The sequence below is a fragment of the Candidatus Zixiibacteriota bacterium genome (genome assembly GCA_019038695.1).
GTDB lineage: Bacteria > Zixibacteria > MSB-5A5 > GN15 > FEB-12 > B120-G9.
This window is the reverse complement of the sequence record JAHOYZ010000023.1, coordinates 87,066-100,286: the sequence shown is the minus strand read 5'-3', so window position 1 is coordinate 100,286 and position 13,221 is coordinate 87,066. Positions and strand designations below refer to the sequence as shown.

Sequence of the window (13,221 nt, the reverse complement as noted above, 5' to 3'; positions counted from 1 at the left end):
TTAGTCCGTACGTCGCCGTGTGACTTTACGATTGGGTGGCACGCTCAAACTTGTTTGGGCGTGAATGGGCCAAAACAAAACCCACGAAGCTGTTTGGCTTCAGGGGACCAAGTTTGGTAGCGGGGAGTCGGTTTGAAGCATCCCGATGCCATCTATCTGGCGTTATCTCATATTTGTGTTGTTTCTAATTATGACTTTGAAAATGCGTTGGAGAGAGGTGTATGTCAAGTGACATCATATCTTGGCAGTTGACATTGACTGATTAGTAGATTATCCTATTTTGTAAAGGGTCATAGGGTTACGTTATGCTGAGCCTGATAGTGAATCCGTTGCACTTCATGGCGGCAATTGAGCTTGATCGTTCGTTTTGACAGGGGACTTATTCATGGCAACAAAGATACCACCTCATATCCTCCCGCAGTTGAAAGATATTGAAAAGGACCTTCGCGCTGCAGTCGCCAAGGGCCAGACAGAGATCGCAGTCGAATGCGCCACAAAAATCCAGATGCTCTTTGCTCCCGACCGGAAACACCACCGTCTATTACAAGCAAAGCTGTGGGCCTTTGAGGCTTGTCTGGACGAAAACCGCCTCAGATATGCTGAATCCGGTTTCACCGGCATACGCCAAATAGCTGCGCAGAACACTCGCCTTTATTTGGAAGCCACTGGCTTCCTTGCTATCTGCCTGTTGAGACAAAAGCAGGTGGAGAAGGCCAAGCCGCTCATTCGTGAGGTCGTGCAGAGCGCTAATAACATCCGGTCAGAACGCCGCAGACGCCAGTTTCAAAAGCGCTTTATTGCCCGGATTGAAGAAGAGTGCGTCTTGTCAGAACTGATCGGAACGGGAGAGGCCAGTCTGGACCCAAAGGCGATCCATGAGAAAGCCGTCCTACTTCTTCAGCAAAACGACCAGAACGAACTGACAAAACTGATTGGCAACCTAGTTCCACTCTCTGGAGTCCTTCTTCTCCGCGACGTGCGTACCTACTCGATTCTTCAGCTACCACCACCTGATCGCAAACTGCTCCCTCCTCTAGAGGTTGCGGAAACTCCAAAGAACCTAGGCAAGCGTGCGCTCGCAGTGCTTCGCCGCATAGCATGGCGTGCCATTTGCGATCCAGACAGCTCCATCTATAAGGCATGGTCGAAGAGATTACCGAAAGTATTCAATGAGGGTTACTTTGCGGTTGCTCTTGTGACAACGTTCGGGAACTGGCAAATAGGCATTCCTCTCCTCGTGAGCGGTGTTGCAGCCATCATTATGAAGTATTCCGCACATGAATTTTGCGAATGGGCCAAGCCGCGTGGGCTAATGATTCCTGTTAATGAAAAGGAGCTCGATTCAGAGAATTGACCTATACCCTGCACTGGTGCCCCGCAGCTTGCTGTGGGTTCTGTTAGTGTAGCGCTTTCGTTAGCACTCTCCGATACCATGATATATTGGCATTGTCGAAACTGAAGACAGTTTCAACCTACTCAGCTGCCCTACAACACACTCAATTGAGAAACAGGCAATGCCTGCTACATTTTCCCCAGCACACCCTTCAGATGCGCCAGGCGGTCGGAGGCTTTGATCTGCCCCAGGTCGAGCATAATCTGCGAACGGCCTACCAATGAAAACTCTATCGGGCAGTCGGTTGCTTTCCGCAACGATTCCACCATCTCGCGCGTCAGTTGCGTATCCTCGCGGAAAACCAGACAAGCCTGGCCTTTCTTAAGTCTTAGCTTTTCGATGCCCAATACTCCCGCCAGAACTTTGGTGGCAATAGCGTCGCAGAGATTCACCGCCGAAGCTGGCATCGCTCCAAACCGGTCAGTGACTTCGTCGCGGATTTTCTCCACCTCGTCAATCGCATAACAGTCGGCCAGACGACGATAGATATCCACCCTCTGATGACGGTTGGGCACATAGGCGCCACTCAGATGCGTTTCGAAATCGAGTTCGAACTTGACTTCCGGCGGACGCGCAAGCTCCTGGCCTTTGAGTTTGGCCACCGCTTCTTCGAGCAAACGGTTGTACATATCGTAACCGATCTCTTCAATAAACCCGGACTGCTTCGCGCCGAGCAATGTCCCCGCGCCGCGTATTTCGAGATCGCGCATAGCCAGGGCAAAGCCGCTGCCAAGATCGGAGTGCGCTTCGAGAGCACGTAGACGTTTGATTGCATCCGGTTTGAGCCGACGGATTGGCGGACTTAACAAATAGGCAAAGGCTCGTGCGGCACTGCGTCCGACGCGACCACGCATCTGGTACAACTGGGCCAGTCCAAAGCGGTCGGCGCGGTTGATGATGATCGTGTTGGCATTGGGAATGTCCAGACCGGATTCGATGATTGAAGAACACAGCAGTACATCGTGCTGTTGAGCCATGAAAGCCAGCATGATTCCCTCCAGCGACTTCTCGTGCATCTGTCCGTGCGCCACGGCGATGCGTGCCTGGGGAACGATCTTCTTGAGATAACGATACATGGCGTCGATAGTCATCACCCGATTATGCACAAAGAAAACCTGTCCACCACGATCAATCTCTCGTAAGATCGTGGTGGCGATAATGGCCGGATCGAACTCAACTATCTCCGTAATAATCGGTAGTCTGTCTTTTGGCGAAGTAGTAATAAGACTCATATCGCGCACACCGATCATCGACATCTGCAGCGTTCTCGGAATAGGCGTCGCCGACATCGACAGCGTATCAACCGAAGTCATCAACTGCCGCAACTTCTCTTTGTGACGGACGCCGAAGCGGTGCTCCTCGTCGATTATCAGCAGACCGAGGTCTTTGAAACAAATGTCTTTGGAAAACAAACGGTGCGTTCCGACGACAAGGTCCACTTTTCCTTCGGCCAGATTATCAACGGTAGCCAGTTGTTGTTTGCGGGATCGAAACCGCGAGAGCACTTCCACCCGCACGGGAAACTCGGCCAGTCGCTCGGTGAAGGTCTGGTAGTGCTGTTGAGCTAAAATCGTTGTTGGCACCAATACCGAAACTTGTTTCCCCCGCTCGATAGCTTTGAATGCAGCCCGGACAGCGACCTCGGTTTTGCCGTAGCCGACATCACCACAAATAAGACGATCCATCGGGCGTTCATCAGCCATGTCGCGTTTGACGTCGATGATTGCCTTAGCCTGGTCAGGTGTTTCCTCAAACGGGAATGACGCTTCCAACTGCCGAAGCCAGACTGTATCCTCACCGAACGAGTAGCCGGTTTTCGTCTTTCGTACGGCGTACAACTTGATCAAATCGGCCGCCATGTCGGCGATAGCTTTGCTGGTCTTCTTCTTGAGTTTGTCCCACCCGGCACCACCCAGATGGGTCAGAGCAGGAGCGGTATCTTTGCCGGCATACTTGGAAACTCGGTTGAATTCCTCGATAGGGACATAGAGCCGGTCCTTCTCGGCGTATTCCAACAGCAGGCAGTCGCGTTGTCGCTTGTCCACGAGTATGGTCTCAAGCCCCAGGTACCGCGCGATACCGTGATCGGTATGAACGACGTAATCACTGCGGTTGAGGCTGGAGTAGTCAGAAATAGCTACTCCCTCTTTAAACTTCTTCCGGCGGACACGACGATGATGACGGCTGAAGATTTCGCGATCGGTAAGAACAGCGAACCGTCCGCTCTGACAGACAAAACCTGCTTTGAGATCGGCGACTTCGACAGCGGGTCGGGCCTCCTCACCGATTCGTTCAGCCACAAGTTCACCCAGGCGATCAGCTTGCCCGGTTGTTTCTACGGCCACAAAGTATGCCATGCCCAACGTGTCATATTCCTTGGTAGCTTCGGCCAGTAGATCGAGACGTGATCCAAAAGCTGGATGCGGTGAGCAGCCAAAGTCGATGATATCCTTGCGACCACCTCGAAACGGCACTTGATCAATCCGGGGGAACCCGGCCAGGGTTGAGAAAATGTTCTCAGGAGATTGATAGTAGGTTTCCGGGGTCGGCAGTTTTATGAGTCGCTCCTTAAGGCGGTCATATAGCGCATGTCCCTCTTCCAGAACAGCCTCCGCCTCGTCCTTCAAGCTGCCTTCGCCGTTAAGAAAGGGAACGGTGTCGTTGCCGAAATAGTCTAGCAAATTCCCCTGGCTGATTCCGAACATGAAAACGAGCCACTCGAGTCCGGGTAGCTCCGGGTCGTTGAGGTACCGACTGCGGATGTAGTCAGCATCCGATTCGGGCAGGACACCCAGGTACTCTTCCAGGTTATCAAAAGTAACGGGCACTTCACGCTTCGGCAGTAGCGTAACATCATCGATGCGTCGGATAGTTCGCTGGTTGGCAACATCGAAAAGGCGGATAGTGTCAATCTCATCACCAACAAACTCAATCCGCACCGGTGCCTCAGAGCCGGGAGAGAAAAAATCCAGCAGTCCACCCCGAACTGCAAAGTCGCCAACTTCCTCAACGACCGGTACGCGTCGGAAGCCAAGCGTTATCAGTCGATGCATGAGGTCATCCATATCCGCTTCACCACCGACCTTGAGCTGGATGCAGTTCCCGGCCAATTGTTCACGGGGGATGGTCGGTTCCATCAAAGCCCGGATCGGGCAGACCACTACCGCCAGTCGCTTGTCAAGCAAACCGGCCAGTGTGGATATTCGTCGGCCCATAATCTCCCCCTGGGGGGCGCGGAAATCGTAAGGTAGAATCTGTCTGGCCGGGAAATGACCAATGCGTTCGGACCCCATCAGGAAAGCCAGGTCATCGTGCAGATCGGCAGCGTCTTCGGAATGCTGGGTTACAACCAGGATAGGACGTTCGAGTCGCATACTCACAGCGTCAACGGCAAAAGACAGGCTTGATCCGGCCAGACCGGTGATTGTCTGACAAGCTGGTCCATCGTTGGCTAATCGATCACAGAGTTCAGTGAGCGGAGGATAGGTTAGCCAACGTTGAGCAATACGGGCTACCCGCGATGTTGAAGATTTCTGAACTTCTATGGACATTTTTCAGCTCTTTCTCCCACACATTGGCCATGGCTCATTCCACCACAGCCCTGAAAAAACGCAAAAACCCCCGTTGGCGGCCGTCCGCCCGGGGTGTGTTACCATTAAGTTGTGTGGCCAATATATGAGACAGTTGTATTTAGCGCCATATATTTGATGTCCCTGCCAGTTTCAGATGCTATGGGACTTATGGGACTGACTGCTTAACCGGACGATGCCTGCTGCATCAGGTCAGTTCCTACTTCAATCTGATCGTAATGGTTGGCGCGTTCCTGGTACAAGACCACGATCGTGACACGACGATTGCGAGGATCGTTGGGTGAGTCGACTATCATGGGATAATGATCTGCGAAGCCGCGCACTTCCTGCACCTGCTCCGCATAAAGCCCGGATACTTCCAGCAACTGTCGGGCGGCGTTGGCCCGATCGGCGGAGAGTTCCCAGTTGGTGTAATCCCGGTTACCGGTAAAACCTGCATCGGTGTGCCCTTCAATGACCAGGCGGTTGGACAGCGTACCCAGTTCCCCGGCGATAGTCATCAGGATAACTGCGCTTTTCTGCAAAAGCTTGGCCGAGCCGGGTTCGAAAAAGGCCGGTGCATCCTCGGACTCGTTCAAAATTATTCGGAGTCCTTCCGATGTCAACTGAACTTTGATGTTGTCCTTGAGCTTCCCAAAAGCCTCTTGTTTTCGTAACTCCCGGATGATATTCATGGCCGTCTGACTCATCTCTTTCTTCTCAATATCAGACGGTCCCTGCGATTTCTGCTCTGGCGTTGACTGACGCGCTCCGATGGAAATGTCAGCGGCCGGGATCACACCTTTTGAGCCTTTCAAAACCCCTGAACTACCTTGACTCTTGAACTTACCCGGATCCCGAAAATGTCCTGCCACAGCTTCGCGTACCTCGGGTGCTTGACCAACCAGCCACATGACAAGAAAGAAAGCCATCATGGCTGTCATGAAATCGGCAAAAGCAACTTTCCAGGCTCCACCGTGGTGACCACCGTGCCCCTTCTTGATGCGTTTTATGATTATCGGTTGTTGGTTGTCGTCAACCATTTTCCTTTAGCTCCGCTTGGTCTCGTTACAAGCTTCTTCCAACTCGGTGAAGCCGGGACGAACTTCCGCATAAAGAGAACGTCGGGCAAACTCAACCGCAATTACACCGGCCACACCCTTATGGAATGACAACAGAGCCAGCTTCATACAAGTAAGGTACTGCTTGCCATCGTTGAGACGGTGTTTCATAGCGCCTGACATGGGACCCACAAATCCATAAGAACCCAGAATACCCAGAAAAGTACCCACCAGCGCAGCACCCACCTTGTGTCCGATTATCTCTGGAGGGCCGTCGATGGCTGCCATGGTAATGACAATTCCAAGTACCGCCGCGACGATACCCAACCCGGGCAGAGCGTCGGCCACCGAATTCATAGCGTCGGCTGGACGCGCTTCCTCTTCATGGAGGGTCTCAATATCATTGTCCATTAGATCTTCAAGATCGTGGGGTTGCACTGCGCCGGAAATGATAACGCGCATCGTATCAGCAAAGAATGCTACCGCGTGGTGGTCGGCGAGGAACTTGGGATATTTCTTGAATATCTCGCTCTCCTCCGGGTGCTCAACATGATTCTCAAGACCAATTAAGCCGTCCTTTCGCGCGATATTGAACATCTCGAACATCATAACCAAAAGGTCCAGATAGTCCTTCTTACCCAGACCACCTTTGAGAATCCCAAGCAACTGAGAGATTATAGCCTTGAGAACCTGAAGGGGTGTCGAAATAAGCAGTGCTCCCAGTGCCGCCCCACCGATTATCAGAATCTCTACAGGTTGATGAAGTGCGAGGATGTGGCCGCCTTCCAGAACGAAGCCACCAAGAACGGAGCCGAAAACAATGATGATTCCGATGAAAATAAACATGCTTGCTTATCCAACCATTAGGTCTGTTTACTCACTTTGATTCGACGTTTCTCTTAGTATTTCGACACTTTGGCAATAAAGCTGAGCTATGAGGGACTATTCCGTGCCAACTTTGTGCTTTTTCGGCTAGTACTCTCGGACCAAGCCAGAACTGGTCCCACAAACTCTGGCGCGAAAAAAACTTGTGTGTCTCATGCGGTTACGATACTTTTTTGTGATTCTTGGGTGTGGAGAGCAGTCTGTTGTGAAGATGTTCCCCAACACTGGCATGATAGTCCCTAGTACTTCGACCGACAGGAGGAAGTGTGCGATTTCTTACTAACCGACGGCTGGTCTGGTTTCTGACCATCGCTGGTGTCTATCTTCTTTATGACCTGGCTTTCGCCTCCAATGGAGGTAACGGTCACGCGGACAGTGGCGGTGGTCATGGTGGCCCCGTTCTGGATGTTCTTCTGGAACTGATTGTGATCCTTCTGGCAGCCAAGCTTGGTGGCGATCTCTTTGAACGGATCAAGGCTCCGGCTGTGCTCGGGGAACTCGTGATGGGGATGATCATTGGCAATCTACATTTGCTCGGCGTTGATGTGTTCGAACCTTTCAAACACAACATGACCCTTGAAACGCTCGCTGAAATCGGCGTCATCATCCTGCTGTTTGAGGTGGGTCTCGAATCGACCGTTCGAGGTATGCTGAAGGTTGGTCTCGTCTCCTTCATGGTCGCCATGTTCGGTGTGATTGTCCCCTTCTTCCTCGGCTGGGGCGTGGGCGTATGGTTCTTGCCTGAGGAATCAGTGTATGTCCATGTTTTCATCGGAGCGACACTGACCGCAACTTCGGTTGGTATCACTGCCCGAGTTCTAAAGGATATAAATAAGATACACACGCGAGAAGCGAAGATCATCCTCGGTGCGGCTGTGATCGACGACATAATGGGACTGATAATCCTGGCCGTGATCACCGGTATTATTACTGCCATATCAGCCGGATCGTCCGAAGGAGTCTCATCCGGTACCGTTCTTTTCATTATCGGGAAGGCTGTTGGATTCATAGTCGGGGCGGTTGTGATTGGTGCCTGGGTGTTGCCGGCCTTTTTCAAGTTCGGCTTCCGGCTCAAAGGAAAAGGCGTACTGCTGTCCTTTGCGCTGCTGGTCTGTTTCCTGCTGGCCTATCTGGCGGGTAAAGTAGGTCTGGCTCCAATCGTTGGCGCTTTCGCAGCCGGTTTGATTTTGGAAGAGGTCTGGTTCAAGGACTATCATGATCGGGGTGAACACTCAATCGAGGAATTGATAGCGCCTATTGCCACCTTCCTGGTACCGATATTCTTTGTGCGGATGGGTATGCTGGTCGATCTGACAACTTTTGGAGAGGTCTCGATTCTTGGCTTCGCAGCGGTTTTGACCATCGCAGCAATAGTTGGTAAACAGGTATGTTCGCTGGCGATTCTTGACAAAACGACTAATCGGATTGCGATCGGTTTGGGCATGATCCCTCGTGGCGAGGTGGGACTTATTTTTGCCGGTATTGGTGCCAAACTGATGCTCGATGGACATCCGGTCATCTCCAGTAGCACATATTCGGCAGTTGTTATTATGGTTATCATCACGACTTTGGTGACACCTCCGGCTTTGATATTCTCGATGCTACGAGGAGACCGAAAAGCGGCGCGATCTCTCAAAGGCGCTCAGACCGAAGGATGATTGATCGATTCGAAGCGATGATGTCAGCTATCGAGAATAGTTGAGGCAGAGTACGAATGGTGCTTGACAATGAGATGTTAAGCATGTTCTATAGAGGAACTTGCCGCGGGGTGGAGCAGTCTGGTAGCTCGTCGGGCTCATAACCCGAAGGTCAGAGGTTCAAATCCTCTCCCCGCCACCAAATCCAAGCTCCTGAAGTCCAACGACTTCGGGAGTTTCTTTTTGTCCATGAATAATTAGCTTTCTAACAAAACTTATCATAACTGGGTTCTCGAAAAAGAAGATGGATAGGGTTCGCATCACTTAATTGGGGATAACAGAGGATTGCTGAGACTTGACTATCCCTTCAAGCATATGCCTGGAGATCAGTTGGGACGATTCGACTTTTTGTTCCCAGATTAGTCTTCCTTTGTAAATCAATCTTACATTAGGCCATCCGGTAATATTGAAATGCTTGTAGGCTTTTCCACTCTCTTTAATCATTGGGAAAGTAATACTATTCCTTCTAATAAACTCTTCGCATTTTTCTCTGGTACTTGTCTGTGTGATCTGTGTTACTCCAACCATGTCAATTCCATAATTGTGATACTGTCTATACAGGTTCTCCAGCTTTCCTACTCTTGCATCACAGAAAGGACACCACGCCTCCCAGAACATTATCAGCAGAACGTCACTCTTATCAGGGTCCAGGTTTCCTTGAATATCATATTCCTTATCCAAGGTTGGATAGGTGGGGAAATCTCCATACAACTCGGTAGCTTCAGCAAGTTTTCCCTGGGCTATTAAGGCCGCAGCCAGATGGCTTTTGCTGCTTTCGGTGGGCCAACCATCCTCAATTCTTGTTCTTGCAAATTCCAAAGCCGTTCGCGCTACCTCTTCAGCCTCGGCAAAGCTCCCGCTTTGGAGTAAGAACCATGACAGGTCTCGATCGATTTCATTCCCTAATTCCAAATTATCTGAATGATCACTGAGGTACAGCGCCCGTGTGTCTTGCACCACTTTCAATGCTTCAGAAATCCTACCAGCTCTCTCCATGCCATAAGCTAAACTCAACTTGGAATTGAGAGTGTTTACACTCTTAACCCCATAATTAGCGATATCTATCCTGCAGATCTCTTTGCAGACAGCAAGGTCATTCTTATGTCCCCCTGTCACACTGTTTAGCAATCTCAGTTGTAAGAGCGTTTCTCTAGTTTTGGGATGCCTTTCACCCAGCGTCTCTTTCCTTAACGATAGAGCGAGATTCAGGTGCTCACGAGCCTCACTGTATTTTTCACACCACGAGTAGCCTGTACCAAGAGAGTGACTTATATCTGATTCGACTTCAGGATTGTCAGGGAAAGCACCGTCAAGTGACTTTGATGCCTCGTCCAACATACGACTTATAGGAACCGGCTTACCATATCCGTATGGGACTGCAGTTTCAAATAGATTGGTTAAGAATCCATTGGCTCTCTTTGCTTTTTCCGATTCCTCAGATACCCGAACGAGAAGAGTGGTGGACACAATTGAACCGGCGATTAACAACACCAAGGCCGAAGCAAACGATCCTACCAGCAACTTGTTTTTGCGCGTGAAGACTCTCATCTGGTAGGCCAGACTCGGCGAACGAGCGACGATAGCATCTCCTGATAGATACCTGCTAATGTCTTGATGTAACCCGTAGGCTGTCTGGTAACGCATTTCCCGTTCTTTTCTCAAGCACTTTTGCAAGATGATGTCGACTTCGGCGGCTACCTTTACGCCACTCTTGTTCAAGCCATTCGGCGCTTTTTCCCGAACAATGCTGGCAATTTCATACACCTTTTTGGCCTTCAAATCATAGGGCAGGGTCCCCGACAATAATTCATGAAGGACAACGCCGAGGGAATAAACATCACTCCTCGTATCAAGATCACTTGAATCAGCCTCAAATTGTTCCGGACTCATATACTGAAGTGATCCAATTATCTGTCCCACCTCAGTCTGCACATTTGTCTGACGTAAGTCTGAATCTGTTGCTCGAGCCAGACCAAAGTCAATGACCCGGATTCTATTATGAGAATCTACTAGGATGTTATCTGGCTTCAGGTCACGATGCACCACTCCCTTCTGGTGACCAGAATTCACTGCGTCACACACCTGCAGGAATAATTCGAGCCGCTCATCCACCGAAAGTTTCTTCAGTTTAGCGTATTCTGTTATCGTCCTGGCGTTGGGAATGTACTCCATCGCAAAATACGGTACCTCGGTACCGTGATCATCGTAGGTGCCAGCTTCGTAGATCTCAGCTATTCCCGGATGGCGCAGTCTCGCCAGCATCTGAGCTTCATACTCTAGACGGCTGACAGCTGTCTCAGATGCATCGCCCCCCTTAATCACTTTGATCGCCACTGGCCGACGAGGGTTTTCCTGTAATGCTTCAAAAACAGTACCCATGCCACCAGAAGCAATGACGCGTCTTATGATATACTGACCGATTTTCTTTGGATGATGCGGATCCAGTTTGTCACTCATAAGAGAGGAAGCAACGGTTTTGGTCACATCGTCAATGTGAGAATCCAATTCCTGATCTGATTGTTTCTTGTCTGGATTATCTTTGGGATCAGTCAATTCTATGTCCATAATCAACGGGTTGAGATTGTAACTCTCACTCAAAATATAAAGTACGACTTGAATATGGATAACGCAAGTCTATTATATGATATTTAACATACACCTCTTTCTAACAGCTTTCTAACAAAACGAGCAAGAACACCGGGCAATAAGAAGAAACACCAGACACTGTGTTTCCCGTACGTAATTGCTATTACTACGGGATAGTGTCTGGTGCTTTCTACTGTTTGGATTTCTGTACAGGCTCATAACCCGAAGCACACATAGTGTGGTTATCAGAGGATCAAATCCTCTCCCCGCCACCAAATTATCCCCTTGAAGCCCAACAGCTTCGAGGGTTTTCTTTTGATTCGGGATTCCTTCGGATGCCGTTTGTCAAGTAGTCGCAAAGAGAAGCGGGCTTTTTTGCTGGCTTTGTCTATTTGCCATATTAAGTGACACACTAATCATTTCGCCCAATATTGAGACACTTACTTAGCCATTTTCGTCTTGTTGCTTCAGATGACATTTTTACAGAGCCAAAATATGTTTTCGATACAGGTTTTATTCCACAAAAGTGAAACATGTCTTTCATCATTTTATACCCCGGATCGCCTACAATCCACTTATAGATAATAGGGGGAGTATCCATTGTACTTATAATTCTAGCGGATTTCCCCTTAAGTAATTTGTCCCAGGCAACAACATGTTTGCTTTTCTTAAATTTATACGCAAAACCGGGAAGCATGGTTCTTTCTATAAATGCTTTTAGCAAAGCAGTTGGAGTTGCCCACCATGTAGGATAAATGAAGACCAAATGATTAGCCCATTTTATTTGCTCTTGAGACTTTAAGATATCTGGCTCAATATATTGCTCTTTTGAATATCCATTTTTGAGAAATGGGGCAAAGTCAAGTTCGCCAACATTAATTCTTTTTATTTCATTCCCGGAATCTTTGGCTCCCTCACAATATTTATCTGCCAGACATGCAGAAAAGCTCTCGCTTGAAGGATGCCCGAGTATGACGAGTGTTTTCTTCATGTATGTTTCCTTTAATTACATAACGATTGATTACTCTGATGCCTACTTGCAGGAATCACCTGCAAAGATTTGTTAGTTATTTAAAATAAGCTTAGTTTGCATCTTCCAAAAATTGATAAAAAATAATGTTTCCACTATCAGACAATACACTTTGATTACGATTTCTATTATTCCTAAGGGACGATTTATTTCATTTTTTGTTCTAGTTGTGTAATAATAGAATCGATGAATCGTATTTCGTTTTTAATAAGAGATAATGGGTGCTTAAACACCAAAATAGCAGAGAACGGCAGATTCATAGTCCCCTCATTCTTTAATTTTTCTTTAATAAATACCTGCCTCTTAATTAACTCTGTTTTACGATTTCCAAGCGCGAATATAGCATCCTTAAAATCGACAAAACATAATCCGGCAAGACCAAGATCAAAGCGATAATCTCGTTCATTTGTATTTGATAATGCAAATAATATTTCATCTTTTAATGTCTTGTTTCCTCTTTTATTTAGTTTAAATAATCGAGGTACCGGTCCTTTTCCAGTTTTATTTTTTTTCAGGATCGAAGTAACAAGATGTTTATTTTCTAATTTTACAAGTCCTTTATAAATTGAAGTGGTACCAATATCTGCCCAATTTCTATAACATCTTTCAATTACAATTTGATTGATTTCATAACCAGAGATTTCTTCTTTCTCACCAATGATTTGAAGTAATGTTAATTCAACATTTGTAATTTGGCTATCCGTATTTTTATATATCATATATACAATATAACACTACTGTAATATATAATCAAGAGAAACATTTGACATACACCTCTTCCTAACAGTTTTCTAACAGAACGAGCAAGAACAGTAGATAATAAGAGGGAATACCAGACACTGTGTTTCCCGTAAATAATTGCTATTACTACAGGTTAGTGTCTGGTGCTTGCTGTTGTTCGGACAATTGAACAGGCCCATAACCCGAAGCACACATAGTGTGGTTGTCAGAGGTTCAAATCTCCTCCCCGCTACCAAATTTAAGCTCCTGAAGTCCAATT

8 protein-coding genes and 1 tRNA gene are annotated in these 13,221 nt (G+C 48.3%); 3 read left to right on the top strand and 6 right to left on the bottom strand.

Going from position 1 to position 13,221, the window contains the following annotated elements:
- The first annotated feature begins 385 nt into the window (after nt 1-385).
- Nucleotides 386-1,354 carry a hypothetical protein gene (locus KOO62_08140; GenBank protein MBU8933964.1) on the top strand — a complete coding sequence of 323 codons (969 nt, stop codon included), beginning with the start codon at nt 386-388 and terminating at the stop codon, nt 1,352-1,354.
- 167 nt (nt 1,355-1,521) lie between these two features.
- Here the strand turns inward: KOO62_08140 and mfd are convergent, their stop codons facing one another.
- The 3 genes from mfd to motA form a co-directional block, all read right to left on the bottom strand.
- Nucleotides 1,522-4,944, bottom strand: coding sequence for a transcription-repair coupling factor (gene mfd, locus KOO62_08135; GenBank protein ID MBU8933963.1), 3,423 nt, complete (start codon nt 4,942-4,944; stop codon nt 1,522-1,524).
- Between the two features lie 203 nt (nt 4,945-5,147).
- On the bottom strand, nt 5,148-6,005 hold the full coding sequence (locus KOO62_08130; GenBank protein MBU8933962.1) for an OmpA family protein: 858 nt from the start codon (nt 6,003-6,005) through the stop codon (nt 5,148-5,150).
- A gap of 6 nt (nt 6,006-6,011) precedes the next feature.
- Complete coding sequence (motA, locus tag KOO62_08125; protein ID MBU8933961.1) at nt 6,012-6,869, bottom strand: flagellar motor stator protein MotA; 858 nt, start codon at nt 6,867-6,869, stop codon at nt 6,012-6,014.
- Nucleotides 6,870-7,309: 440 nt separating this feature from the next.
- Between motA and KOO62_08120 the strand changes: the two genes are divergently transcribed.
- Both KOO62_08120 and KOO62_08115 read left to right on the top strand, forming a co-directional pair.
- A complete protein-coding gene (locus KOO62_08120; protein MBU8933960.1) occupies nt 7,310-8,566 on the top strand; it encodes a cation:proton antiporter in 1,257 nt (418 codons plus the stop codon).
- Between the two features lie 104 nt (nt 8,567-8,670).
- Nucleotides 8,671-8,747, top strand: a tRNA-Met gene (locus KOO62_08115).
- A gap of 122 nt (nt 8,748-8,869) precedes the next feature.
- Here KOO62_08115 and KOO62_08110 read toward each other — a convergent pair.
- From KOO62_08110 to KOO62_08100, 3 genes are all read right to left on the bottom strand, one after another.
- Complete coding sequence (locus tag KOO62_08110) at nt 8,870-11,203, bottom strand: protein kinase (protein MBU8933959.1); 2,334 nt, start codon at nt 11,201-11,203, stop codon at nt 8,870-8,872.
- 400 nt (nt 11,204-11,603) lie between these two features.
- Nucleotides 11,604-12,182 (bottom strand): NAD(P)H-dependent oxidoreductase, encoded by a 579-nt coding sequence (locus KOO62_08105; GenBank protein ID MBU8933958.1) that lies wholly within the window; start codon nt 12,180-12,182, stop codon nt 11,604-11,606.
- A 185-nt stretch (nt 12,183-12,367) separates the two neighbouring features.
- A complete protein-coding gene (locus KOO62_08100; protein ID MBU8933957.1) occupies nt 12,368-12,940 on the bottom strand; it encodes a PadR family transcriptional regulator in 573 nt (190 codons plus the stop codon).
- Nucleotides 12,941-13,221: the final 281 nt, after the last annotated feature.